General features: G+C 60.3%; 25 protein-coding genes. 7 read left to right on the plus strand and 18 right to left on the minus strand.

Features of this window, described 5'->3' with window-relative positions:
* Nucleotides 1-73: 73 nt before the first annotated feature.
* The gene (locus tag RG540_RS33000) at nt 74-463 is read right to left on the minus strand and encodes a sensor histidine kinase (RefSeq protein WP_041365916.1); all 390 of its coding nucleotides are present in this window, start codon (nt 461-463) and stop codon (nt 74-76) included.
* A 55-nt stretch (nt 464-518) separates the two neighbouring features.
* On the minus strand, nt 519-1,298 hold the full coding sequence (locus tag RG540_RS29755; RefSeq protein ID WP_041365918.1) for a FadR/GntR family transcriptional regulator: 780 nt from the start codon (nt 1,296-1,298) through the stop codon (nt 519-521).
* Nucleotides 1,299-1,594: 296 nt separating this feature from the next.
* Here RG540_RS29755 and RG540_RS29760 point away from each other — a divergent pair, with 296 nt between their 5' ends.
* The 6 genes from RG540_RS29760 (at nt 1,595) to RG540_RS29785 (ending at nt 8,084) form a co-directional block, all read left to right on the plus strand.
* Entirely contained in the window at nt 1,595-2,743 is a 1,149-nt protein-coding gene (locus RG540_RS29760) for a mandelate racemase family protein (protein WP_041365920.1), read from the plus strand.
* Nucleotides 2,744-2,812: 69 nt separating this feature from the next.
* The gene (locus RG540_RS29765) at nt 2,813-4,420 is read left to right on the plus strand and encodes an ABC transporter substrate-binding protein (RefSeq protein ID WP_041365922.1); all 1,608 of its coding nucleotides are present in this window, start codon (nt 2,813-2,815) and stop codon (nt 4,418-4,420) included.
* A 101-nt stretch (nt 4,421-4,521) separates the two neighbouring features.
* A complete protein-coding gene (locus RG540_RS29770) occupies nt 4,522-5,538 on the plus strand; it encodes an ABC transporter permease (RefSeq protein WP_041365925.1) in 1,017 nt (338 codons plus the stop codon).
* A gap of 37 nt (nt 5,539-5,575) precedes the next feature.
* Nucleotides 5,576-6,445: an ABC transporter permease gene (locus RG540_RS29775; protein ID WP_038594143.1), complete on the plus strand. Its 870-nt coding sequence runs from the start codon at nt 5,576-5,578 to the stop codon at nt 6,443-6,445.
* 26 nt (nt 6,446-6,471) lie between these two features.
* A complete protein-coding gene (locus RG540_RS29780; RefSeq protein WP_041365927.1) occupies nt 6,472-7,329 on the plus strand; it encodes an ABC transporter ATP-binding protein in 858 nt (285 codons plus the stop codon).
* Nucleotides 7,326-8,084, plus strand: a complete 759-nt coding sequence (locus RG540_RS29785) for an ABC transporter ATP-binding protein (RefSeq protein WP_041365929.1) — start codon at nt 7,326-7,328, stop codon at nt 8,082-8,084. The genes RG540_RS29780 and RG540_RS29785 overlap by 4 nt, the downstream gene beginning before the upstream one ends.
* A gap of 350 nt (nt 8,085-8,434) precedes the next feature.
* Here RG540_RS29785 and RG540_RS29790 read toward each other — a convergent pair whose 3' ends face one another.
* From RG540_RS29790 to RG540_RS29825, 8 genes are all read right to left on the minus strand, one after another.
* A complete protein-coding gene (locus RG540_RS29790; protein WP_041365931.1) occupies nt 8,435-8,716 on the minus strand; it encodes an aminotransferase class I/II-fold pyridoxal phosphate-dependent enzyme in 282 nt (93 codons plus the stop codon).
* A 61-nt stretch (nt 8,717-8,777) separates the two neighbouring features.
* A complete protein-coding gene (locus RG540_RS29795) occupies nt 8,778-10,415 on the minus strand; it encodes a hydantoinase B/oxoprolinase family protein (protein WP_041365933.1) in 1,638 nt (545 codons plus the stop codon).
* Nucleotides 10,416-10,429: 14 nt separating this feature from the next.
* Entirely contained in the window at nt 10,430-12,520 is a 2,091-nt protein-coding gene (locus RG540_RS29800; RefSeq protein ID WP_041365935.1) for a hydantoinase/oxoprolinase family protein, read from the minus strand.
* 162 nt (nt 12,521-12,682) lie between these two features.
* Nucleotides 12,683-13,528, minus strand: coding sequence for a transporter substrate-binding domain-containing protein (locus RG540_RS29805; protein WP_041365937.1), 846 nt, complete (start codon nt 13,526-13,528; stop codon nt 12,683-12,685).
* A 39-nt stretch (nt 13,529-13,567) separates the two neighbouring features.
* Nucleotides 13,568-14,218 carry an amino acid ABC transporter permease gene (locus RG540_RS29810; RefSeq protein WP_041365939.1) on the minus strand — a complete coding sequence of 217 codons (651 nt, stop codon included), beginning with the start codon at nt 14,216-14,218 and terminating at the stop codon, nt 13,568-13,570.
* 9 nt (nt 14,219-14,227) lie between these two features.
* Nucleotides 14,228-14,896, minus strand: a complete 669-nt coding sequence (locus RG540_RS29815) for an amino acid ABC transporter permease (protein WP_041365941.1) — start codon at nt 14,894-14,896, stop codon at nt 14,228-14,230.
* A 10-nt stretch (nt 14,897-14,906) separates the two neighbouring features.
* Nucleotides 14,907-15,647 (minus strand): amino acid ABC transporter ATP-binding protein, encoded by a 741-nt coding sequence (locus RG540_RS29820; protein ID WP_040125767.1) that lies wholly within the window; start codon nt 15,645-15,647, stop codon nt 14,907-14,909.
* Between the two features lie 38 nt (nt 15,648-15,685).
* Nucleotides 15,686-16,159 carry a RidA family protein gene (locus tag RG540_RS29825; protein WP_041365943.1) on the minus strand — a complete coding sequence of 158 codons (474 nt, stop codon included), beginning with the start codon at nt 16,157-16,159 and terminating at the stop codon, nt 15,686-15,688.
* 447 nt (nt 16,160-16,606) lie between these two features.
* On the opposite strand from RG540_RS29825, the gene RG540_RS29830 reads away from it, so the two are divergent.
* Nucleotides 16,607-17,359, plus strand: coding sequence for a FadR/GntR family transcriptional regulator (locus RG540_RS29830; RefSeq protein WP_041365945.1), 753 nt, complete (start codon nt 16,607-16,609; stop codon nt 17,357-17,359).
* 229 nt (nt 17,360-17,588) lie between these two features.
* Here the strand turns inward: RG540_RS29830 and RG540_RS29835 are convergent, their stop codons facing one another.
* From RG540_RS29835 to RG540_RS29870, 8 genes are all read right to left on the minus strand, one after another.
* A complete protein-coding gene (locus RG540_RS29835; protein ID WP_041365947.1) occupies nt 17,589-18,149 on the minus strand; it encodes a hypothetical protein in 561 nt (186 codons plus the stop codon).
* A gap of 132 nt (nt 18,150-18,281) precedes the next feature.
* Nucleotides 18,282-18,944 (minus strand): transcriptional regulator, encoded by a 663-nt coding sequence (locus RG540_RS29840; RefSeq protein ID WP_041365949.1) that lies wholly within the window; start codon nt 18,942-18,944, stop codon nt 18,282-18,284.
* 258 nt (nt 18,945-19,202) lie between these two features.
* Nucleotides 19,203-21,008, minus strand: coding sequence for an ABC transporter ATP-binding protein (locus tag RG540_RS29845; RefSeq protein WP_041365951.1), 1,806 nt, complete (start codon nt 21,006-21,008; stop codon nt 19,203-19,205).
* Between the two features lie 3 nt (nt 21,009-21,011).
* Entirely contained in the window at nt 21,012-21,950 is a 939-nt protein-coding gene (locus RG540_RS29850; RefSeq protein ID WP_041365953.1) for an ABC transporter permease, read from the minus strand.
* On the minus strand, nt 21,950-22,924 hold the full coding sequence (locus RG540_RS29855; RefSeq protein ID WP_041365955.1) for an ABC transporter permease: 975 nt from the start codon (nt 22,922-22,924) through the stop codon (nt 21,950-21,952). Before RG540_RS29855 ends, RG540_RS29850 begins: the two co-directional genes overlap by 1 nt.
* 5 nt (nt 22,925-22,929) lie before the next feature.
* Complete coding sequence (locus tag RG540_RS29860) at nt 22,930-23,904, minus strand: nucleoside hydrolase (RefSeq protein WP_041365957.1); 975 nt, start codon at nt 23,902-23,904, stop codon at nt 22,930-22,932.
* A complete protein-coding gene (locus RG540_RS29865) occupies nt 23,901-24,860 on the minus strand; it encodes a nucleoside hydrolase (protein ID WP_041365960.1) in 960 nt (319 codons plus the stop codon). The genes RG540_RS29860 and RG540_RS29865 overlap by 4 nt, the downstream gene beginning before the upstream one ends.
* A 39-nt stretch (nt 24,861-24,899) precedes the next feature.
* On the minus strand, nt 24,900-25,781 hold the full coding sequence (locus tag RG540_RS29870) for a dihydrodipicolinate synthase family protein (RefSeq protein ID WP_041365961.1): 882 nt from the start codon (nt 25,779-25,781) through the stop codon (nt 24,900-24,902).
* Nucleotides 25,782-25,790: the final 9 nt, after the last annotated feature.

The following is a 25,790-nucleotide window of genomic DNA, read 5'->3' on the forward strand; positions in this document are numbered from 1 at the left end:
TGATACGACGACAGGTGCGCACATATTTTCCTCAATCTCTATCGGAAAAACTGGGTTGAAGTATTGCTCGTCCTCAGGCTCGTGAAGGGATACGAACCGCGTTCGCCTCTTCTAAAGCAACAACATATTGATTTATGCACAACGCACTGGTTGTACCGTAATTGATCGGCGCTGTATCGACGAGACTGATCGAGTGGCCGCACCAATCGAACGACCTGGTAACACCGAAGGTTGTACCAAACCGCCTGGTCGAGCCTGCTTCCATAACCGCCGATCCGTCCGGCGGAACCACATCTGGCCCACCCTGTTCCGTCCACACAATCTCGATGTCGTTATTTGTCACGGTAACGGAGACCTCCGAGGTTCCGGTATCGACGGATAGCGCGCCGTACTTCAACGAAATCGTTGCGAGTTCATGGATCACCAGAAAAAGGTGAGTGGCACGTTTTGCCCACTCCTGCACGTGGCACTGCCACGAAGCCAGTCTTGATCCTCCTGTAGTTTCCTGACGAACGCGCCTAACCACCCAGTTCCGAATGCGTCGGTCCGGGCGGAGAAACACGCTCGATCAGCAGCATCTTATAGCGGCTGAGGCTGCCTTCGAGATGGGCGCGCATAGCCTCCCTCGCTTCGGCAGCCTTGCCTGCAAAGATCGCATGGACGATCTTTGCATGTTCTTCCTGCAGATGCAGGTTGGGCGTCAGCGTGCCGGGTTGCCCCCGTCCTTGCTGCAGATCGCGGCTCATGATGATGCCGGGCTTGATGAGGCGCAGGAGTTCCGGAAACCTGCGGTTTTGTGTTGCCTCGGCGATTGCCATGTGAAGAGCGAAATCGGCATCGCGGGTCGAAAGGCCATTTTCCAGGTTCTCGCCCACCTTGCGATGCAGATTGAGGATGGTTTCCAGTTGGGCTGGCGAACGTCGCCCCGCCGCAAGCGCCGCGGCTTCCGTCTCGCAAGCGGCCCGCAGTTCCAGAAGCTCGATCACAGAGGAGATTCGCTCAAGTGACAGGCCACTGAACGGCACCCCTTGCTGTTCGGCATCCGTTACAAAGACGCCGACGCCCCGGCGCGCCTCAAGTATCCCTTCGGAGCGCAGTACCGCTACCGCCTCGCGTATCACCGCGCGGCTGACCGAATGAAGGCGCGTCAATTCGTTCTCGCTCGGCAGCTTGTCTCCCGGCTTGACCGTTCCGCGCTCGACGTCACGCCGCAAGCTTGTTGCGATCTGATCGACGAGCGATTGGCCGACAAGGACGGCCAGTTCGCTATCAACATCCTGTCCGATCAAATCTCTCATGCAATCTCCCACCCGCCGCCACAAGCCGTCAGACTGCAGCGCGCGCTTGTCTTATAGCCCACTAACCATCAAATGTCACCGGCCGAGCAAGGTTTTGGCGGGCCGAATTGGCACTTCTCCACAACAAGGCCCATCGGGCCGCGAAATCATCAGCACGCGTATTGACGTCACCTTCTAGCCTCGCTAACGTTGTCATACTGCAGTGACATGCTATCTGACAGGATACAAGGTGAAGGCCGACAGGAGATGCCGCCAGAGCGGATTGCCTAAGCTGGCCCACGCCCAGGGGAGGAAACATGAAGATCATCGACGCCAGCGTGCGGACATTCTGGTACACGACACACGAGGAGACCGACAGCGATGGCCATGCCCATCCCGGCCCGGCGCGCCGTGTCAAGAAGGCCCTGCTCACGCTGACCTGCGAAGACGGCACGAGCGGCCATGCATTCGGTAGCCCGGAACAGCTTCGCCCCCACCTGCTCGAACGGTTCATCCGTCCTGTTGTCCTGGACCAGGATGCGCTGGCGCGTGAAAGGCTATGGCAGGACCTGGCCCACTGGCAGCGCGGTAGCGGCGGTCAACTCAGCGACCGCACGCTAGCGATCGTCGACTGCGCCCTCTGGGACCTCGCCGGACATCTTCTCAAGGCCCCGGTCTACAAGATCATCGGTTCCTACCGGGACAAGGTGCCGGCCTATGGTTCGATCATGTGCGGCGACGAGCTTGAAGGCGGCCTCGCTACACCGGAAGATTATGGCGGGTTTGCAGAAAAGCTGGTCGCCCGCGGTTACCAGGCAATCAAGCTGCATACCTGGATGCCACCGGTCCGCTGGTCGCCGAACATCGAGATGGATCTGAAGGCCTGCTCCGCGGTACGCGAAGCCGTCGGCCCGAAATTTCCTCTGATGCTGGACGCCTATCACTGGTATTCGCGCGAGGAAGCTTACGAACTCGGCAAGGGCCTGGAGGCGTTGAACTTCACCTGGATCGAAGAGGTGATGGACGAACAGTCCATGTCCTCCTACGCCTGGCTCACGCAGGAACTGAAAATACCGGTCATCGGCCCGGAGTCGATGGGCGGCAAGTACAAGCACCGCGCCGAATGGATCAAGGCGGGCGCTTGCGATATTCTGCGGACAGGTGTCGAGGATGTCGGCGGCATCACGCCGGCGCTGAAGACCATGCACCTTGCAGAAAGTTTCGGCATGAACTGCGAAGTGCACGGCCACGGCGCTGAAAACCTCGCCATTTCGGCCGCAACCAAGAACTGCCGCTGGTACGAGCGCGGCCTGCTTCACCCGTTCCTCGACTACGACGCCTGCCCCGAATACCTGAACAGGATCCCGGACCCCATGGACGAAGAGGGATTTGTCTGGCTCTCGCAGGAACCCGGCCTCGGCGAGGACATCAACTTCGAATACATCGACGCCAACCTGGCGGAGTAAGTCACCACGCAATCGGATCGCCGGATGCCGTAGGGGGAGGCCCGCTGCGTCCGGCCAAAGGGAGGTAATATGAAACGACGCAGCTTTCTCACGACGGCCGCATGCGCAGCCATGGTACTCACGTTCGCCCAGCATCGGGCATTGGCCGACACGCCTGCCAATCAGCTGGTCATCGGCTTCTCGATGTCGAACGTGCTCACGCTCGATCCGGCCGGATCGTCGAGCAAGGAAAGGGTGCAGATCCTCGCCAATCTCTACGATGGCCTGGTGGGTATAGACCCAGTCCAGAGGGCCAAAATCGTCCCGGCTCTCGCCGAACGTTGGGAGATTGCTGGGGATCGCAAGTCGATCCGCTTTCATCTGAGACCGAACCTCCGCTTTGCCTCGGGCAATGCCGTGACCGCAAATGATGTCGTGTGGTCGCTGCAGCGCGTGCTGAAACTCAACCTGGCGCAGGCAACCAACCTGCGTCTGCGTGGCTATACCGTCGAAAACGCGGCCCAGAGCTTCAAGGCGGTCGACGGCAACACCGTGGAGATTTCGATTCTCCAGCCCATCGACCCACAGATCATTATGATGACCTTGGCCATGGCCGGTACGGGCAGCGTGCTTGACCAGAAGGAGGTGATGGGCCACGAGAAGGCTGGAGACTTGGGGGCGGGATGGCTGACCACCAACTCCGCCGGAACCGCTGCCTTCACGGTGCAATCGCTGCGGCCGAACGAAATGGTCGTACTCACCCGGAACGAAAACTACTGGGGTCCGGCGCCGGCCATGAGCCGCGTGCTGATGCGCCACATTCCCGAGCCTCAGAGCCAACGGCTGTTGGTCGAGAAGGGTGACCTCGATATCGCCTATTCGCTTGGCGCCGCCGACCTGAAATCTTTGGAAGGCAACAAGAACGTCAAGGTGACGACGGAAACCGGCAATGGCCTCTATTATCTCGCCATGTCGCTGAAGAACCAGAACCTCGCTAAGCCGAAACTGCGTGAGGCAATCCTCAAGCTCATAGATTATGACGGCCTCAACAAGACGGTCATGCCGTATTATGGTGTCAGGCATCTCAGCCCGATACAGGTCGGGCTTGCCCAGGAACCCTTCGAGCCGAAACTCAAGATGGATGTCGCCGGCGCCAAAGCCCTTCTAACGGAGGCGGGATATCCCGATGGCCTGGACCTGACGATCCGCACGCTTTCGGAGCCACCATTCGACAACCTGGCTGTCGCACTTCAAAGCATGCTGGCTCAGGGCGGCATTCGCGCCAAGATCCTCACTGGCAGTGGCGAGCAGGTCTATGGGCCGATGCGGGAGAGGAATTTCGAACTGATCGTCGGGAGAAGCGGCGGGCAGATTTCTCACCCAGATGGCGACATGCGCAGCCTCGCCTACAATCCCGACAACCGGGATGAAGCAAAGCTGACCGGGCTCGTCGGCTGGCGCGTTTCCTTCAAGGACGATAATCTGAACCAGAAGATCGATGCAGCGTTGCAGGAAACGGATCCGGAAAAGCAGGCAAAACTCTATAACGAGATAGAGAAGCTCTATGCCGAAGGCATTCCGGCGGTCCAACCGATCTCGCAAGTGATGGATTCGGTTGCCCAGCGCGCCGATATCGAAGGCTTCCAGATCAGCCCCGTATGGCAGACAAAGCTCGAAACCGTTCGTAAGCGGCGCTGACGAAAAACTGCATGCCTCCAAATGAAGTGGGAGGTCGAGTCCGCACGCGAAGCGGTTCGCGGCCTCTGCGATTTGGCATCCCGGGATGTTGAGGAAGCCCCATGAACAACGAGCGTCTCACCGCTTTCACGCGGCAGGCCGGTACCATATTGGCAACCCTTCTCGGGTTGCTGATCCTGACCTTCTGCATCGGACGGCTGATGCCGGTCGATCCGGTGCGCGCCATTGTCGGCGAAGAGGCCGACCAGGCCACATACAATACGGTCGCGGAACGGATCGGCGCCAACCTTCCTCTCTACCAGCAGTTCTTCCGCTATGTGAGCGATTTGGCTCACGGCGATTTCGGGATGTCGATCCGGACAGGGCAGCCGGTCATCAACGACATCCTGCATGTCATGCCGGCGACGATCGAGCTTGCGACCTTCGCGATCATCGTCGGGGCGGGGCTGGGCATTCCGCTCGGCATTCTGGCAGCCGTGCGCCGCAACCGGCCGATCGACCACATCATCCGCTTCCTCACCCTGATCGGCCATTCCATGCCGATCTTCTGGACCGGCATGATCGGCCTGATCATCTTTTATGCGGCACTGGATCTGGTCGGCGGCGGCGGCCGTCTGTCGGATTATTATATCGGCCTGGTGCCGGAAACGACCGGCTTCCTGCTGATCGACGCGATCATCGCCGGCGACTGGGAGGTCTTGCGGGATGCGGTCAACCATCTGCTGCTGCCGGCGAGCATCCTCGGTTATTCGTCGATGGCTTATATCACCCGCATGACCCGCAGTTTCATGCTGGACCAGCTGAACCAGGAATACGTGACCACGGCGCGGGTGAAGGGGCTGTCGAAGGGCCGCACCATCTGGCACCACGCGTTCGCGAATATCCGGGTGCAGCTGGTGACGATCGTGGCGCTCGCCTATGGCAGCCTGCTGGAGGGCGCCGTCCTCATCGAGACCGTGTTCTCCTGGCCGGGCTTCGGCCAATATATCACCAACAACATGCTGATCGGCGACATGAACGCGGTGATGACCTGCGTGCTGCTGGTCGGCATCATCTTCATTGCGCTCAACCTGCTTTCCGACGCGCTGTACAAGATCTTCGATCCGAGGACGCGGTGACATGGCAGCTCAATCTCTCGACATGCAGGACGTGGCCATGAACGGTACTCGCTCAAACCCAAATTCGGCCTTCCGCCGGCTGCTCGCCGTCATCCGCGAGCTTCTCGGCAACCCGTCTTCGGGCTTTGGCCTCGTCGTCATCACCATCCTGGTCCTGACGGCGATCGTCGCGCCGCTGATCGCGCCCTATGACCCGAATGTCATCGATCTCGGCAATACGCTGAAGCCGCCGAGCGCCGAGCACTGGTTCGGAACCGACGAGCTCGGCCGCGACATCATGAGCCGCATCATCTACGGCACGCGCATCAGCCTGACGATCATCACCATCGTGTCGGTGATCGTCGGCCCGATCGGGCTGCTGGTCGGCACGACGGCCGGTTATTTCGGGGGCTGGTACGACACGATCATGATGCGGATCACCGATATCTTCCTGTCCTTCCCGAGCCTCATCCTGTCGCTCGCCTTCGTGGCGGCCCTCGGTGCCGGCCTCGAAAATGCGATCATCGCCATCGGTCTCACCACCTGGCCGCCGATCGCCCGCCTGGCCCGCGCCGAAACGCTGACCTTCCGCGGCGCCGACTATATCTCGGCCTCGCGCATGCAGGGGGCATCGGCGCTGCGCATCATCATCAAGTCGATCATGCCGATGTGCCTGCCTTCGGTTCTGGTGCGCATCACGCTTTCGATGGCAACCGTCATCCTGACGGCGGCCGGCCTCGGTTTCCTGGGTCTCGGTGCCCAGCCGCCGCTGCCCGAATGGGGGGCGATGATCGCCACCGGCCGGCGCTACATGCTGGACAACTGGTGGCTGGTCGCCTTCCCGGGCGGCGCCATCCTGCTCGTCAGCCTTGCCTTCAACCTTCTCGGCGACGGCCTGCGCGACGCGCTGGATCCCAAGCAAAGATAGGCCCGAAACAGCGTTAGGATTCCGCCATGGATAACAGCCAAGCACTCTTGAAGGTCGAAAATCTCCGCGTCAGCTATCGCGCTGGCAAAGCCTACAACACCGTCGTCAAGGGCGTCTCCTTCGATCTCGGCCGCGAGCGGCTCGGCATCGTCGGCGAATCCGGCTCCGGCAAGTCGACGATCGGCCGCGCGCTGCTGAAGCTGCTGCCGACCGCCAAGATCGAGGCCGACCGCATGGATTTCGGCGGTATCGACCTTCTCTCGGCCAGCGAAAAGCAGATGCTGACGATCCGCGGCCGACGCATTTCGATGATCCTCCAGGATCCGAAGTTCTCGCTCAACCCGGTGCATCGCGTCGGAGACCAGATCGCCGAGGCCTATCGTGTTCATTACAAGGCCTCGGCGCAGGTCGCCCGGCAGAAGACGCTGGAAATGCTGGAAGCGGTGAAGATCCGCGATCCGGAACGGGTGTTCGGCCTTTATCCGCATGAAGTCTCGGGCGGCATGGGCCAGCGCATCATGATCGCCATGATGCTGATCCCCGAACCGCAGATCATCATCGCCGACGAGCCGACCTCGGCGCTCGACGTCACGGTGCGCATGCAGGTACTCAACATCCTGAACGAGCTGGTGATCAACAAGGGCATCGGCCTCATCATGATCAGCCACGACCTCAACCTGGTGCGCAATTTCTGCGACCGCGTTCTGGTCATGCGCCATGGCGAAGTGGTCGAGGAACGGGCGGCCCGGGACATGCGCAACTGCACGCATCCCTATACTCAAGGGTTGCTTGCCGCGCAGCCGCATATCGGCGGCAGCCGAAAGCCGCTTCCGGTCCTGAACCGCCAAACCATCTCCCCAGAGACCAAAGAGGTGCGCGCATGACCGCCATCGACGTCCGCAATCTCTCGATCGATCTCGGCTACGGTCTGGCAAAGAGGCGCATTCTCGGCGATGTCTGCTTTTCGGTGGAAGCTGGCGAATCCTTCGGTCTTGTCGGCGAATCCGGTTCCGGCAAATCGACCATCCTGCGCTGCATCGCCCGTCTCCTGAACGTCTGGGAGGGCGATATCCAGCTCGAGGGACGGTCGGTCAACGACATGCCCTTTGTCGAATATTGCCGTGCGGTCCAGATGGTGTTCCAGGATCCCTACGGTTCGCTGCATCCGCGCCAGTCGATCCGCACGGCGCTTCAGGAGCCGCTCCGCATCCATCGCATGGACCGCCAGGTCGAACGCATGGAGCGGGCTCTGATCGATGTCGGTCTCGATCCGGCCTTCCTGTCGCGTTATCCGCACGAACTTTCCGGCGGCCAGCGCCAGCGTGTGGCGATCGCACGGGCGCTCATTCTCGAACCGCGCATCCTGCTCCTCGACGAGCCGACCTCGGCGCTCGACGTCTCGGTGCAGGCGGAAGTGCTCAATCTGCTCGCCGATCTGCGTGCAAAACGCAACTTGACCTATCTGTTCGTTTCCCATGATCTTGCGGTGATCGATCATATGTGCGAGCGGCTGGCGGTCATGCAGCATGGTCGCGTGGTCGAGGTGATGAGCCGAGACGTGCTGGCGACAGGCCAGGCCAAGGATCCCTATGCCCGCGAATTGATCCAGGCCAGCCTCGAATACGACCACGCTGTCTGAGAGGGAGCGCATCCAGCTCAAGACAGGCTGCCTGATCGAGTAAGCCTCGAGCAATACATCTCACCCTTTCGGCCTTGCCTCCGACACCAGCAAATCATTTCAATCATCAGGACTCGGAGCAATCTCGACGGAGAACGGGTGCCGGCTAGCGGATCCGGTGGATCAAACACGAAGCGTTGGACGGACTAATCGTCTCGCTATGACTATTTTCAAGCGCGAATACGCAATGATGTTCCCGACGCCGTTGGTGCCTCCCATTCGCCGGCATCGGATTATGATGGAGTGCCGTATTCTGTCCTCGATCCGATCAGTGAAAGAGCCGCCCTATCGAGAAGGCGGCTCTTGAGGTGTTACCGGCGCTTATGCTTTCCAATGAGGGCTTCCATCATGAACTTGGCGACGATCGCCTGCCGCAGGCTTTCCGTGCCGGCCGCTGCGCCATAGCGCACACGCCCATTTCGGATTGCCTCCGCAGCAGCCTCCGCCACATGTGCGGGCGGCTCGAAATCCGGCTCGCCAAGCGACAGATCGATGATGTCACGACCTTCCGCGGCCAGTTTCTTTGCCGCCATCGCGATGACCATGCTCGGGGACGACTTGATGCCGGCCGCCCGCTTGTTCTCGAAAGTCATGTCCAAATTCCTGGGAAACTATGCTTGTGACCGGCGGATCGCACAACCGGTCACTGGCGGATTAGCTTTTCGGCGCGTAGTCGAAATCCTTGTCTCGCTGCGCTGCCGCCGGATCACGCTTATCGGGCGCGCCGTATCCGCCACCGCCTGGAAGCTGCAGGATCAATCTGCGGCCGGCCGGCACATGCTGGCGCCCCTTGGTGGCAAGAACCGTTCCGTCATCAAGCAAGACGGCACCCGCGGCGCCATCGGCCCCACCCTCACGTCCACGGGGTGGATGGTCGACGCGATCGAACATGGCGTTGAAATGCATCTCGTGACCTTCGGTCGGCGATATCTCCACCACCTGCCCGAGACCGCCGCGGAACTGTCCGGCGCCACCGGAACCGTCTCGCAACTCCTTGCGCCAAAAGATCACCGGGCCGACATGCTCGGTCGCCTCGATCGACATGGAATGCACGCCGCTCGGGAACGCCGTGGCGCTGAGGCCGTCGAGCGTGGAGCGAGCACCGGCGCCGCCGCTGTTAAACAACAGCACTTCTGCACGTTGCCCGCCCTCGGCCGGTGCCTTATCGCCCTGTAGCGGGCGCACGCTGACATGCAGGTTCCACAATGCCCCTGCCCCTTCTGCCGGCACTTTGCCGGGAAGCATCTTGTGCACGGCCCCGAGCACCGCATCAGGAACCAGATGGCCAAGCACGTGGCGAACGGAAACAGGCGCCGGGTGCTGGGCATTGAGGATGCAGTTCTTCGGGGCGGTTACACGGAACGGCAGCAGAGACGCGTGGTTGTTGGGGATCTCCGGCGCAATCGAGCACTTCATGCCATAGCAGGCATAGGCGGCCGAATAGATGATCGGGCAGTTGATACCCTTCGGGCTTGGCGGTGACGTCCCCGCGAAATCAGCAAGGATATGGTCCTCTGCCACGTCGAGACGCACAGCGATATCGATCGGCGAACCGTACCCATCGACGCGCATAGTGTTCGAATAAGTGCCCTTGGGCAGGGCCGCGATGCGTTCGATGGTGGCGTCATAACTGCGCTTGAAGATGAAATCGCCCAGCGTTTCCAGATCGGCGAGCTCGAACTCTTCCATCATGTCCATCAGCCGACGATGGCCGATCTCGTTGCAGGCGGCCAGCGAATAGACGTCACCGACCACCTGATGGCTTTCGCGGACATTGTTGTGCAGGATGTTGACGAGGTCCTTGTTGACCTTGCCGCGCTCGGCAAATTTCATGATCGGAACGAAGATGCCTTCTTCGTAGACCTCGTTGGCATCCGGCCCAAAACCGCGGCCGCCGACATCCACCACGTGCGCCGTGCAGGCGAAATAGCCGACGATCGCGCCGTTGCGGAAGCTCGGCGACACGACGGTGAAATCGTGCAGGTGACCGGTGCCCTTCCACGGATCGTTGGTGATGTAGACGTCGCCTTCGAAGATGTTTTCAGGCCCGATGTCGCGGATGAAGTGGCCGACGGCCTCGGCCATGGCGTTGACGTGGCCGGGTGTGCCGGTCACCGCCTGGGCGATCATCTTGCCGCCGCGGTTGAAGACGCCGGCGGAAAGATCGCCTGATTCACGCACACTGGTCGAAAAGGCGGTTCGGATGAGCGTGACGGCTTGTTCTTCCACAACGGAGATCAGCCTGTTCCACATGATCTGCATGTGGACGTCGGAAAGTGCGCTGGTTTTCATGTCAAATCCTCCGTTCAAGCGCTCTGCTTGACGCGTATGAGCAGGCAGCCATCCGACTGCATGATGACTTCGCGGCTCGTGGTGATAATCGTTGACGTCTCGCGTTCCGTGATGACAGCGGGACCGGAAACCCAGTCTCCCGGTTTCATGTCGGCGCGCGCGATGATCGAAGCGATCTGAAAGCTGCCTTCCTGGACGTCGAAGATTTCGCGGGTACCGCGGACCTTTGCTTCGCCAACCTTTGCGGTCTTGCCTATCCTCGCCGGCGGGGCAACCTTTGAGGTTGCGCGCAAGGACCAGCTGACGATCTCGACGTCGAGACCATCGATGACCCGACCGAAAAAGTGTTCGTACTGCTCGTCAAACAGCTTCCGGAACAGGTGCCCGTCCGCATCGGCGTAGTCGCGCACCTCGATCGTGACCGGCACTTCCCACCCCTGGCCGACGTAACGCATGTAAGCCGTACATTCGAGATCTGGATTTGCCTCGGGCGAACCGGAACGCACAAACGATATGGCCTCGGCGCTGAGGTCAGCGATCGTCTGATTGATCGCATCCGCATCGAACCGGCTAAGCCGGCTATAGGCGCTGCGCACGCTTTCGAAACCGAAGGGAGCGCGCAGGAAGCCGATCGCAGAACCGACGCCGGCACCGGGCGGGATCAGCAGGTCCGACATGCCGAGCTTTTCGCACAGACGGGCGGCGTGGATGGGAGCTGCGCCGCCGAAGGCGATCATGGTGAATTCGGAAAGCTCCTTGCCATTCTCCACGGCATGCATGCGCGCCGCGTTGCTCATGTTCTCATCGACCACCTCGCTGAGGCCGTAAGCGGCGGTCGCGATATCAGTATTGAGTTTGGAGGCGAGGTCGGCATCCATCGCCTTGTCGCAGGCCGGGCGGTCGAGCTTCATCGCGCCACCTGCGAACTCATCCGGATCGAGACGACCTAGGATCAGGTCGGCATCGGTGACGGTCGGGTTCGCGCCACCGCGACCATAGCAGGCCGGGCCTGGCTCGGAGCCGGCGCTGTGCGGGCCGACACGGATCTGGCGCATGCTGTCGATGGTGGCGATCGAGCCGCCGCCGGCACCGATCTCGACCATCTCGATGACGGGAATAGAGATCGGCATGCCGCTGCCTTTCTTGAAACGCCACGTTCGCGCCACCTCGAAGGTCTTGGAGGTCTTTGGCGTCTGCTTTTCGATCAGGCAGATTTTTGCGGTCGTGCCACCCATGTCATAGGAAAGGACCTGATCAAGACCATAGCTGCTGGCGATATGGGCGGCAAAAATCGCACCGCCGGCAGGACCAGATTCCAGCAGGCGCACCGGAAACTCGATCGCGCTTTCGACGCTGATGATGCCGCCACCCGAATGGATCATGAAGACCGGGCAGCGCGTGCCTTCCTCGGTCAGGCGTCCAACGAGGCGGTTGAGATAAGATGCCATCAACGGTTTGACGAAGGCGTTGGCGCAGACGGTGTTGAAGCGCTGGAACTCGCGCATTTGCGGCGAGACTTCCGACGAGATCGACACGGAAATATCGGATTTCTTGGCCAGCAGACGGTCGCGAACAACCCTCTCGTGCGCGCCGTTGAGATAGGAATGGATGAAGCCGATGGCGACACTGTCGTAACCGGCGGCGACGATGCTGTCGCACAGCGCGTCAACCTCGGCAAGATCGAGAGGTTTCAGCACCGAACCGTCGGCGCCGATCCTTTCGTCGATGACGAAACGTTCGTTGCGCGGCACGAGCGGCGCCGGCAGCACGATGTCGAGGTCATACTGTTCGAAGCGGCTTTCGGTGCGCATCTCGATGACGTCGCGGAAGCCCTTGGTGGTAATTAAGGCCGTACGGGCGCCGCGCCGTTCAATCAGGGCGTTGGTGGCAAGTGTCGTGCCATGAATGATCGTGTCGATCTGCGAAAGCTCGACACCGGCGACCTCGGCCACCTCTCGGACGCCCTTAACGATCGCATTTTCGGGATAGGAATAATCGGTCAGTACTTTGATCGAATGGAGCGCGATGCCCACCTCCATCGCGACGTCGGTAAAGGTACCACCGATATCCACACCCACCCTGATCTGCTTGCCATCTTTGGTCATTTTCTCGACTATGCTCCCTAAGCGAGCTGTTGTTGCGCTTGCCCGATAACCCGATTTTCGGCGTGCAGCGGCCTGTCCCCGCCCGCACAGACAGGCGGGGGTCAAAAGCTCTTGAATGTGTTGAGTTTCTCAAGCTCAGCGCGACAGCGCAGAGCTTTGGCGTTACTGTTTCCCGGTAAAGTCTACACCCGGCAATTCTGTTGGAAGTTTTGCACGGTCGACAGCGATCCACTTCTTGTAGAGGGCATCGAGTGACCCGTCCGCCGTGTGCTTGGTGACGAAGTCAGTCAGGAAGGCGAGAAGTTCCTTATCGCCCTTGCGGACCGCCATACCCTGGAAGTTGTCGGCAACCTTATATTTGCGCTCGAACTGCTTGTCATAACCGGTCTCCTTGATGACGAGACCATAGGTGACGCTGCCCAGGATCGCATCGACCTGACCGGACAAAAGCGATTGAACAGTCGTGGCGTCGTCATCGAAACGCTTGATCTGCGTGCCCTTCGGCGCAACTTTGACCAGCAGCGGTTCGAAGGCACTGCCACGGTTGACTCCAATGACGTATTTCGAAAGGTCCTCGTTGCCTTTTATGGCAGCGTCGGTCTTGCCCCATACGGTGATGTCATTCGACGAATAAGGAATGACATACTGGATGACCTTGGCGCGTTCTTCCGTGATTGTCATCGACGGCACCAGGAAGTCGACGTTGCCGTTGACGAGCAACGGAATGCGGTTCTGGCCTGTGATACGCTCGAATTTCACCTCGACGCCCAGCTCCTTGGCGATCATCTTGGCGATTTCGATATCGAAACCGTCATTGCCGCCCTTGGAGTCGATAAAACCCCACGGAAACTGGTCCATCTGCACGCCGATGGTTGCCGTGCCCTTGGCCTTGATCTCCTCGGGTGTGACAGCCATTGCCGTCGTTGCGAATGAAGTCGCGGCGAAGAGAATAGCGGCAAGGCCGCTCAGGGCTTTCGAACGCGAAGGGGTCGAGACTGCGTTGGTCATGTGATCACCTCTGGTTGGTTTCTTGGCATGTGTTTTGTCTTACCGCGCGGCGTTGAGGCGCCGCTCGATCCGGGCACTGCAGTAGGTCAGTGGTACGCAAAGAAAGAAGTAGATGAGTGCGACCGCCCCGTAGACCTGCAGCGGCTGAAACGTGATGTTCGACATCAACTGACCGGAGCGGGTCAGCTCTGTGAGACCGAGCAGCGCGGCAAGTGCCGTGCCCTTGATCAGGTTGACGAGGAAGCTGATGGTGGCTGGCAGGCCGATGCGCAAGGCCTGGGGCAGCACGACATCGACCATGCGATGCCTGAAGCCGATGCCCAGTGCGCGTGCCGCCTCGCTCTGCCCATCGGGAACGGCCTGGATGCTGCCGCGCCAGATTTCGCCGAGGAACGCGCTGGTGTGAAGTGACAGGCCGATCGTCAGCGCCACCCAGACATCCACTTTGAAGCCCAAAAGTGGCAGGCCGAAATAGACGAAGAACAGCTGAATCAGCAATGGCGTGCCCTGAAATATCTGGATGTACGTCGCCATGACGATGCGCAACGGTTTCCGTTTGCTGGTGCGTCCAAGCGCAACAGCCAGACCCAGCGCTCCGCCGACGGCGAAGGCAAGAAGCGAAAGGACAACTGTCCAACGTGCGCCTTCAAGCAGAAAGAGGAATTCATTCCAGCCAAATTGACGGATCATCGGACTGCCTCACTTTGCCGGGTAGGAAAAATAGACCCGGCCGATCATGCCGAGGGTGACGGAAACGAACTGGGACAACAGGAGGTAGATGACGCCGAGCGCGAGATAGATCTCGAAGCTTCGGAATGTCTGGGCATCCAGCGTCTGTGCAAAATAGGTAAGCTCTTCCGCCGAGACCGACGAAACCAGACTTGAGTTCAGCATCATCAGGATGAACTGGCTGCATAGCGCCGGATAGACGGCCCGGATGGCCGGCCGGAAGACGATGAACCGATAGATATCAGCCGTATGCATCCCAAGCGCCCTGCCCGCCTCGATCTGTCCTGGACGGATGGACTGCACACCGCCGCGCACGATCTCAGCCGCGTAGGCGGCACAATTCAGCGTCATGGCCAGGATTGCCGCCTGTTCGCCGCTGAGCCGGATGCCAATTGCGGGCATGCCGAAAAAGACAAAGAACACCTGCACGAGGATAGGCGTGTTGCGGATCAGCTCGATGTAGCCAATCGCAATAGTGCGCAGCGTTGGCAGCTTGCTCAAGCGCATCATCATGAAGAAAATGCCGAGCGACAATCCGAACACCATTGAGAGAGACGACATTCTCAACGTACCGATCATGCCTTCCAGCAGCGTCGGCCATGCAGCAAAAACGGGTGCGAAGTCGAAAGTGTAATTCATCAGCCCCTCCTCAATGGTTGAGGATCTGGCTGAGGAACGTTCTGGTTCGCTCGTGAGCCGGATTGCTGAAGAATACGTCGGGTTTGGCGCTCTCTATGATTTCGCCGCGGTCCATAAAGATGACGCGGTGGGCGACCGCTCGTGCAAACCCCATCTCGTGGGTTACGCAGATCATCGTGATGCCGTCGTCAGCAAGCGAGATCATCGTGTCGAGCACTTCCTTGACCATCTCAGGGTCGAGCGCCGAAGTCGGCTCGTCGAACAGCATGATCTTGGGGTCCATGCAGAGCGCCCGCGCGATTGCCACGCGCTGCTGCTGACCACCGGAAAGCTGAGCCGGATATTTCTGTGCCTGTTCAGCAATGTGGACGCGCTCGAGATGACGCATCGCCTTTTCCTTTGCGTCAGTCACCGAAGCCTTGCGCACCCGGCGCTGCGCCAGCATGCAGTTTTCCAGGACGGTTAGATGCGGAAACAGGTTGAACTGCTGGAACACCATGCCGACATCGCGGCGAATATGGTCGGCATTGCTGCCCTTCTGGCTCAGCTCCGTGCCATTGACGGCAATGCTTCCCTCCTGGATTTCCTCCAGGTGATTGATACAGCGGATAAGGGTCGATTTGCCGGAACCCGAAGGTCCACACAGAACGATATGCTCGCCGCGACCAACTTCAAGGTTGATCCCCTTCAAGACCTGAAGATGACCGTACCATTTGTTGACGCCCGTCATGGCTATGGCTTTTTCCGACATGCTGGTCCCGTTCATGGCCAGTTCCCCTTTATTTGATGTCAGGCTTTCGGTGCGACTTCGAAAATGGCGTCGACTTCTACGGAAGATCCGCGCGGCAATGAGCCCGCACCAATCGCGGTGCGAACGTGGCGCCCCTTGTCTCCAAAGATCTCCACGAGAAGGTCGGAAGCGCCGTCGATGACGGCTGGATGGCCTCCGAAATCCGCCGGCGCATTGACGAAACCACGCAATTGAGCGCAGGCAACGACCCGGCCAAGATCACCATCCAGCGCGGCATTCACTCTGGCAACGATGTTGAGCGCGCAAAGGCGAGCAGCCTTGTATCCGTCCTCGGGCGAAATGTCGTGACCAACCACGCCGACATAATGCTCGACACCGTCGATCCGCGGGATCTGGCCCGATACGAAGAGAAGGCTCCCGACGAGCCTATAAGGAATGTAATTTCCTGAAGCCGGGGCAATCGCAGGCAAAACGATACCGAGCTCCGAGAGACGTGCGACGACGACACCCATAGCAGTTTTCCGTTATTGTAAGACGCGCCGATGCGCGAACCACGTTCCCGGGACCGTTCATCAGAAGCCTAAGCGCCGATGTCGATCCACTTTTCTGGTGATGAAGATTGATGAAATAGTATCTCATGTCAAGAGAGAATCTAGAGGTACTATCTCTTAGGCTGGCGGCTTCCTGCACGCTACTTTTCGAAGCCTTTACAAGATATTAGCCAACTTAAGACGACCATTTCTCTGGTAGTGTCATTAAAATTTCGGCCCATTTTCCGCAAATTTTTTTGAGGCCAGACGCTGACTGGCGGCCAGGGGAACTCCTCTATGTGAAGTGTGCGCACACTAAGACAATAAATCAGCGATGGGTAGTAGCATCACCTCGGGATGAAGTGATAACTTGCGTCAACCCCCTGCAGTCATTCAGCAGGGCGCGACTTAGGCAAGGGGAAACAGGTTTTGGACACTTTAACGGGCCGAACAATAAGGGCACTTAAAGCTCACATCGGCAGCAACCAGTTCGGAAGCGGTACCAAGCTCGGATCGCTCGCGGAATTGTCCGAGCAGTTCGGCGTCAGCAGAACCGTCATTCGAGAAGCAGTGTCCGCCTTGCGGTCCGACGGCATTGTCGAGTCGCGACATGGTGTCGGGGTGTTCGTTCGCAACAGACCAAACCCCGATATCGAAGATGCCAGCTCGTTGGATGCAAACCTCGCGCTTGCTCCCCTGGCTCGTCTGCAAACGACATTCATGGATCTGCTGGAGCTCAGAATGGCTTTCGAGGTGCATGCTGCCGGGTTGGCGGCGGTTCGGCGATCCTGGGCTCAGGAATCCAATATCTGGAACGCCGCCCGCGGGTTCGAAGCCTCACTTGAAGACGAAGCTGCACTTGATCATCTCGACTTCGTCTTTCATCGTTCAATCGCAGAAGCGACGAACAATGGCGCTTTCATCGAGTTCTTCAGCCTTATGAGCCTGCAGATTCTCCCGCAACCGGCTTTCTCCAAGCAGCTCAATCCTGCGCTCATAACTCTAGACTATATCCAGAATACAGTGGCCGAACATCGTGCAATCTGCGAGGCAATTAGCTCAGGCAGTGCGGAACGGGCGCGCGAGGCGATGAGAATTCATCTTAGTCGTAGCCATCTACGGTATCGCGGTTTTTCGGACGACGCTGCCTCGCCCCTGAGCAATGTGGCGCCCAAAGACTAGCCCACCTCGCCGTACCATTGCTCTTGAAAGGATAGGAACCGGCGACCTACCGTTTACTCTCTCAAGCTGCAGAAAAAGCGATCCTTTGCTGCGAAACGTGCTTTTGTAGAGCCATATCTTCCTCGTGTCAGGGCAGCGTCGGGTAGGCGCAGCATATGCCGATCGACCCGACATCTGGTTGGATTCGACGGGCCATTGGCCTGTTTATTTGTCAGAAAAGATAACACGTTCAGCGCTCGAACCGCTCCAGCATCCTCTTCAGTTGTGCATTTTGCAGCTGAAGCTTGCGCCCCAGCTGGTCCCGCAGCAGCCTGATCTCCTCATCAAGGCGGATTGCATCGTCAGAAACGGCGGGAATGCCTGGAGAGGGTGGCGCAACGGCTTCACCCCTTGCCGCTGTCTTGCCCCGCCTGCTGCGCTTTCGCGTTGCAGCTTCGCCGGTCTGGGAGGGTTTCGGTGCATCGTGTGCGGCCGTACCGGCGTCATCGGACAAGACCGGATCAGCCGCGTCCGCGGGCCTGGCGCCTTCGATATCTGCCGTGCCGTGAACACCGCTTGCCGTTTCTTCGGAATGATCCGGGTCCGCTGACACCGCCTCCGATTGTTCGTAAGCGACCGGCTTTTCGTCGACCTTGGGATCGGCGGTGTTCAATCCGTTGTCGGCGACCGTTTCAGTCGGTTTGGCGATGGCCAATACGTCCGGCTTCACGTCATCGGTCGAGCCGAGTTCTTGGCCCTGCTGACGTCGCGGTGACACCAGCCGGGCAAGAAGTTTCCATGGAGACGCCATTTTATTCGACCTCGTATTCTACCCCGCATGCAGGCGGCGAGCAAAAGCGTTGGCGGCAGGACTAGCCGCCGCCAAGATGTTCGTCTCGATATAGCCTTGAGAATGCGGCCAGCGCTTGACCGACGGCTGCGATCAACCGAGGTTGAGCCGCTTTCGCAGATCGGCATTTTCAGCACGCAGCTTCTCGGCCAGCTGCTTGCGCAGTCTTTGGTTTTCCTCTTCCAGCTGCAGGAGATCCGCAAACTCGTCAACCGCCGCCACCGACGGTGCAGTCGCTGCCTGCACGGCCTTCGGAGCCCGTTTGACAGGCGCACGTTTGGCGATCGTCGCACCTTCGTCAGCCTTTGCCTTGCGTCCTCTCTTCGGCTTGACCGCTGCGGTATTCGAAGCCGCTGCCGGTTGCGCCGAAACTGCGGCTGAGGCCGTCTCAGGCACCGCCTTCCTGGCGCGAGGTTTGCGCTCCTTCTTCGGTACGTCAGGCGCCGCTACGGCCGCCGTGTCAGCATCAGTCATCGTATTGTTGTCGTCGGCCATTATGGTCTCCTGTAAAGCCGGTGCATTTGTCTGCTGCTCGATCGGCGGTGTCAACAACGCCACGGCCTGTTGTTCGCCGGGTAAAGACATTCCGGCGCTGCCAACCTTGGAAGTTTCCGGAAGGAATGGCATTGCCTCGTCCTGCAGATCCTGCGCAACGGACTTGAGATCCATGTCTCCCCAGATGGAATTCGGATTGGAATTGAGTTTTCGCCGACCCGATCTGTACTCGACGGCAAAGCTGCGCTGGACTTTTTTCACTTTGAGAGGCCTTGGGTGTCTGCGGTGATGTTTCGGCGACGTTTTCAGCATCGCAACAAACCCTGCAAATAACCCCTATCGCCCCGGCGGTCCAGACCCCTGGTGATACTCGGCCCGGGACGCAGTTTTAGAACAGGCTAGGTCAGCAGCAATCGATGCCCTCTCCATCGCAAACTTGACGACAGGCCGCGCCAGCGCCGAGGCGATCGACGGAGCCAAAGGTGACGATCATGGCGTGCCTCGTTATTTGGCCTGACCTTATGCGACCTGTACGAAGTGGCCTTCGCCAGCTTCTTTGTACGTGCGCTTCGGCGGCACGTAGTCGGCGGGCCGGAACGGGCTCTTGATCTCATCGTTGGAAATCCGGCGCGTCAGGCGGCGGGAGGGATCGGCGATCGGCACCGCCGCCATCAGGCGCTTCGTGTATTCGTGCTGCGGATTTTCGAAGACGGCCTGCCGCGAGCCGATCTCGACGATCTCGCCCAGATACATGACCGCAACCCGGTGGCTGATCCGCTCCACCACCGCCATGTCGTGGCTGATGAAGAGATAACCGAGCCCGTATTTTTCCTGCAGGTCGAGCATCAGGTTGATGACCTGCGCCTTGACCGACACATCCAGCGCGGACACGCTCTCGTCGGCGATAATCAGCTTCGGCTCGAGAGCAAGGGCGCGCGCGATGCAGACGCGCTGCCGCTGCCCGCCGGAGAATTCGTGCGGGAAGCGGCCGGCCATCGATGCTGAAAGGCCGACGCGTTCGAGCAGTTCGGCCACCCGTTCCTTCGCTTCAGCGGCATCGGCCAGTCCATGGGTGACGATCGGCTCGGCGATCGCATTGCCAATGCGGATACGTGGATTGAGGCTTTCGAACGGATCCTGGAAGATCATCTGCGCTTCCCGGCGGATGTCCGCCAGTTGGGATTTGCCGGCTCCCAGGACGTTTTTGCCGTCGATCTCGATCGCGCCGGACTTCGCATCCGTCAGCCGGATGATCGAACGACCCGTCGTGGACTTGCCGCAGCCGGATTCTCCGACGAGCGAAAGCGTTTCGCCCTGCCGCAACTGCAGTGAAACGCCTTCGACAGCGTGAATGCGGCCGACTGTCTTGCGCAGGAAGCCTTTCTTGATGTCGAACCGGGTCACCAGGTCGTTGACCTTCAGGATCGGCGAGGCATCGCGCCTCACCGTGTCCGCCGTGGGCCCGGGGGGCTGGATATCGCCTGTCGCCATATCGACCTGCGGGAAGCGCAGCGGCCGATCAAGCCCGGTCATGGAACCGAGCTGCGGCACGGCGGAGAGAAGCGCACGCGTATAAGGGTGCTTGGCGCCGGCGAAAATCTCGCGCGTCGTGCCGGTCTCGACAGCATCGCCGCGATACATGACCACGGTACGGTCGGAGATTTCCGCCACCACGCCCATGTCATGGGTAATGAAGAGGACGGACATGCCCTCCTCTTCCTGCAGGGCCTTGATGAGTTCGAGGATCTGCGCCTGGATGGTGACGTCCAGCGCCGTCGTCGGCTCGTCAGCGATCAGGAGTTTAGGATCGCAGGCGAGCGCGATGGCGATGACGACGCGCTGCCGCATGCCACCGGAGAAGTTCATGGGATACTCGTTGAGGCGCGACTTCGCCGACGGGATACGCACCTTCTCCAGGAGCCGGACGGCTTCTGCCTCGGCCTGCGCATTCGACATGCCGCGATGATGGACGAGGACTTCGGTGATCTGCTGACCGATTTTCAGCACCGGATTGAGGCTGGTCATCGGCTCCTGAAAGATCATGCCGATGCGGTTGCCGCGGATGGACTGCATTTCGTCGAGTGGCAGGTCGAGCAGGTTCCTGCCCTCGAAGTCGATGCGACCGGTGACGCGCGAGTTGCCGGGCGACAGAAGCCGCATGATCGACATGGCCGTGACACTCTTGCCGGAGCCGGATTCGCCGACCACGGCGACGGTCTCCTTCGCGCCGATGTCGAAGCTGACGTCGTGCACGACATTGCGCCATTCGCCGCCGATGCGGAACGATGTGTTGAGATTGGAAATCGAAAGGATCGGATGGGTCATGTCTCAGCCTTCCCGCCGGGGATTGAGAATGTCGCGCAGGCTGTCGCCGATCAGGTTGATGCCGACGATGAGCAGCAGAAGGACCAGGCCGGGGAAGAAGCTGATCCAGTAGTCGCCGGAGAACAGGTATTCGAACCCGTTCGAGATCAGCAGGCCGAGCGACGGCTCGGTCACCGGCAGGCCGATGCCGAGGAAGGAAAGCGTCGCCTCCAGCATGATCGCATAGGCGACGCGCATGGTCGCGACGACGATCAGCGGCGGCAGGCAGTTCGGCAGGATGTGCCTGAAGAGGATGCGCCGGTCGGGAAGTGCCATGGACCGGGCCGCGTCCACGTAGGCGCGCTTGCGCTCCACCAGCGCCGAGCCGCGGATCGTGCGGGCGTAATAGGCCCATTGGGTTACGATCAGCGCCAGGATGATCTTGTCGACCCCTTGCCCCAGGACGGCGAGGAAGATCAGCGCGATCAGGATCGCCGGGAAGCTGAGCTGGATGTCGACGACACGCATCAGGAACGAATCCAGCCGGCCACCGGTATAGGCGCTGACGAGACCTATGGAGGCGCCGATCACCAATGCGATCGCTGCACTCGATATGCCGACGAGGATACTGGTCCGCAGCCCGTAAAAGATGGCGCTCAGCAGATCGCGACCCTGGTCGTCGGTGCCGATCAGGTAGACCATCCCGTTCGTGCTCTGGGAACCCGGAGGCAGGCGCCCGTCGAGGATATCGAGCTGTGACAGATCATACGGGTTCTGCGGCGCGATCAGGGGCGCAAGCACCGCAGCCAGAATGAAGACCAGCACCAGAAAGATGCCGACAAGCGCCAGCTTGTCGTGCAGGAGGGCGACAACCATTTGACGGAACGGCGAGCGCGAGCGGCCTGTCTGATTGTTGGCGTTGCCGACATGAAGCGAATTTGCGGCGTTTGTATCCTGGCTCATCACGAATTCCCTTCAAGACGAACGCGCGGGTCGACGATCGAGTAGAGGATATCGACGAGGAGGTTGATGACGCTGAACATCACGACGGTGATCATTAGGTAGGCGAGGATCAGCGGGCGATCGAGAACGGCGATCGCGTCGATGATGAGCTTGCCCATGCCCGGCCAAGCGAAGATCGTTTCGGTGACGACCGCGAACGCGATCAGCGAACCGAGTTCGAGCCCGATGACCGTGATCAGCGGAATGAGTGTGTTCTTCAGCACATGCACGGTGACGATCCGGCTTTCCGGCAGGCCCTTGGCACGCGCGAAACGAACGAAATCGAGCTGCATTGTTTCGAGCACACCCGCCCGCGTGAGACGGATGATGAGGGAAATCTTGAACAGCGCCAGGTTCAGCGCCGGCAAAAGAAGATGAGACAGGCCATCCAGCGTGAAGAGGCTGATGGGAACGCCGAAAACCGGCACCGTCTCCCCTCGCCCGGATGCCGGCAGCCATCCCAGCTGGACGCTGAACAGCATGACCATCACCAGGCCGATCCAGAAGGTCGGCAGGCTGAAACCGAGGATCGAGAAGGTCATTACCGATTTGGAGATCAGGCTCTTCGGCTTCAGGCCTGCATAGACGCCGAGCGGAATTCCGAAAACGAGACCGAGGACGAGCGCCACCAGGGCAAGTTCGAGCGTTGCCGGCATGCGTTTGAGGATCAGCGTCAGCGCCGGCTGGTTGAAGACGAAGGAATTGCCGAGGTCGCCAGACAAGGCGCGGGTGAGGAACAACCAATATTGCTCCCACATAGGCTTATCGAGCCCGAAGGACTGGATGACCTGCAGGCGTTCGGTCGGCGTCGCCGTGGAGCTCAAGAGCACATCGACCGGATTGCCGACGAGATAAAGGCCCACGAAAACCAGAACCGACATCACCAATAGCGTCAGAACCGTCTGGATCGACCGGCTTAAGAGATAACCGCTCATAGATTTCAGCCTCCCGGCGTTTTGGGACCGGGCGCAGCGCTTCCGAAAAGCGAGATGCGCTCGATCAACAGATTGATGAACCCCGCCTCGTCCACGTCGGTCACCACGGTGGCGTTTGGGGTGCGGTCCATCTTTTGGTAGAAGTCGGCATAGGTATAACCCATCGTAAGCCCGGTGACCTGCGTGCCGACGGTTGCTTTGCGGCTGGTGAAAAAGTCCGGCCTGATCAGCCACGCGATCGTCGTCGCGTCGTGGATCGGCCCGCCCGGCCGTCCGAAGCGCGCTATGTCACTGCGGTCGAAGGTCGAGAAGAGATTGTAGAGCGCGCGCCCCGCGGCCCCGCCGCGAGCGCTAAAGCTCCTGACGTGTTCTGCAGTGAACAGCGCCTGGAAGGTCATGTCGAGCGGCATCACCACGATCGGGACGCCGGAACGATAGACGATCTCTGCCGCATGCGGGTCAGCAAGCACGTTGAATTCGGCCCAGGGCGTGCGATGGCCGAGCGCGGTGAAGGCACCACCCATGGACACGATCTGCCGGATGCCGCGCGCCACATCGGGGTGCTGGATGAGGGCAAGCGCAAGATTGGTCATCGGCCCCATGGCGCAGATGGTGATCGGCTCACCGGCCCTGGCCGCTTCGCGCGCCGACCTCACGATGAACCGCACCGCATGTTCTTCCGACGGCTCAATGCCGCTGCGTGCGACGAGGTCATCGCTGAACGCGCCGATCCTCGCATATTTGCCGAACACCTGCTCCCGGACCAGCGGACCGGCCGCGCCTGCATAGACGGGCACCTCGGTGCGGCCGGAGACGCCGACGATCTTGCAGGCGTTCACCACCGTATCCTGCAAGGGAACATTTCCCGCGACGATCGACAGGCCGAGCACGTCGAGTTCCGGCGATGCCAGCGCCATGAGGATTGCCGCCGCGTCATCCAGGCCAGGGTCCGCGTCGATGATGACCGGTTGGCGGCTCATGCGACGGCCTTTTCGGCGTAACGCGAAAGGCGATCGAGGAACAAGGCGATGATCCCCTCCGCATCCACCTTGGTCACGATATCCGCATTGGGTTCGAGGCCGCTCTTGCCGTACCAGTCGGCAATGGTCTGGCCCATGCAAAGCTCACTCTCGTGCTCGACGAACACCCGTGCGCGCTCGGTCGTAAAGAGATGCGGCGCCAGAAGGTAAGCGATCACCAGCGGATCATGGAGGGGCCCGCCGCGCGAGCCGTAGCGGCGCACGTCGTTACGGTCCCAGAAGGCCATGAGTTCGGCAAGCGTCTGTGAAATGCGGCCGCTGACATTCGAAAACTCTGCGACATGCTCCGGCTTCAGCATGACCTGATGCGTCGCATCGAGTGCCAGCGCGACGATCGGGATGCCGCTCGAAAACACGACATGCGCGGCATGCGGATCGGCCAGCACGTTGAATTCCGCAGTCATCGTCCGGTTGCCGGGCTCGCGATAGGCGCCGCCCATCATCACGATACGCTCGATGCCCTCGGCGACCTGCGGATTCATCCGCAGCGCCACAGCGAGATTGGTCATCGGACCGAGGCAACAGACGGTAGTCCGTTTTTTTTCCAGAGCTGCGGCGGTCAGGGTGTCGATCAGGAAATCGACTGCGGACTTGGGCTCGACCGTCTTCACCGGTTCCGGCAGCACCGTATTGCCCAGCCCGGTCTTGCCATGGAACTGGCCATAGATCGGCTCGCGCAACATCGGCCGGAAGCAGCCGGCATAGACCGGAATATCCGTCCTTCGGCCCAGTTCGCAGATCTGCAGGGCATTGCGCACCGTGCGTTCGAGCGGCTGGTTGCCGCAGACGGGCGTGATGCCGAGGATGTCGAGTTCCGGCGAAACGAAAGCCGTCAGAAGCGCGATCGTGTCGTCTATCCCCGGATCGCAATCCACGATGATCGGAATTGGAGTCATTTCGAATTTGCCCTTGAATTGTCGGTTGAATGCCGGCGCTCAGAGCGCGCCGACATCACGTAGAACCGCACCGATCTCGGCACGGGCCGCGTCTGCGAGCGGCGCCTGCGGCGCCATCGGCGCGCCGACCGGAAAGCCCTGAAGCTCGAGCGCCGTCTTGATGCAGGCGGCGATCGAATATTTCGCGAAGATCTCGTTGACGCGCCAAAGCAGACGCTGCAGTTCCATCGCCTTTGCCCAGTCCTCCGCCTTCGCCGCTTCGTAAAGGGCAATGCTCTGGCGCGGCACGATGCAGGCCGGGCCTGCCATCCAGCCGACCCCGCCGATCATCATCACGCAGACCGGGATATGCGCGGAGGCGGCGAACACCTCCATCCGGCCGCGGGTCCGCTCGATGATGGACAGCAGGCGCCCGGTATTGGTCGAGGCATCCTTGATGTAGCGGATGTTCTCGACATGGCTCAGACGCTCGATCACTGGCAGAGTGAGATCGGAACGCTGGAACTGCGGATTGGTGTAGAGGACGACCGGCCGGCCCTTCGCTGCCTTGGCGATAGCCGCGAAATAGGCTTCGACGCCCTCGTCGCTGACCGGGAAATAGGCCTCAAGAATAGCCAATATGCCGTCAGCTCCCGCCTCGACCATGTATTCCGTCTGAGCGACGGCATCGCTGGTCGACGTAGACGCCACGCCGGCGACAACGGGCACCCGGCCGCGATTGGCCGAGATTACCGTGTCGACGACGTGGCGCCGCTGCTCTTGGGAGAGATAGGCAAATTCACCGGTGCTGCCGAGCGGCGTCAATCCATGGACGCCGGCGTCGATCAGGTGATCCACGAGATCCGTCAGCACGCCTTCCATGACCGCGCCCGACTGGTCGATCGGCGAAACAAGGTAGGGGAAAACGCCGCTGAAAGACATGACGGATCA

Origin of the sequence: Neorhizobium galegae bv. orientalis str. HAMBI 540 (assembly GCF_000731315.1) — a bacterium.
In the GTDB taxonomy this organism is placed as follows: domain Bacteria; phylum Pseudomonadota; class Alphaproteobacteria; order Rhizobiales; family Rhizobiaceae; genus Neorhizobium; species Neorhizobium galegae.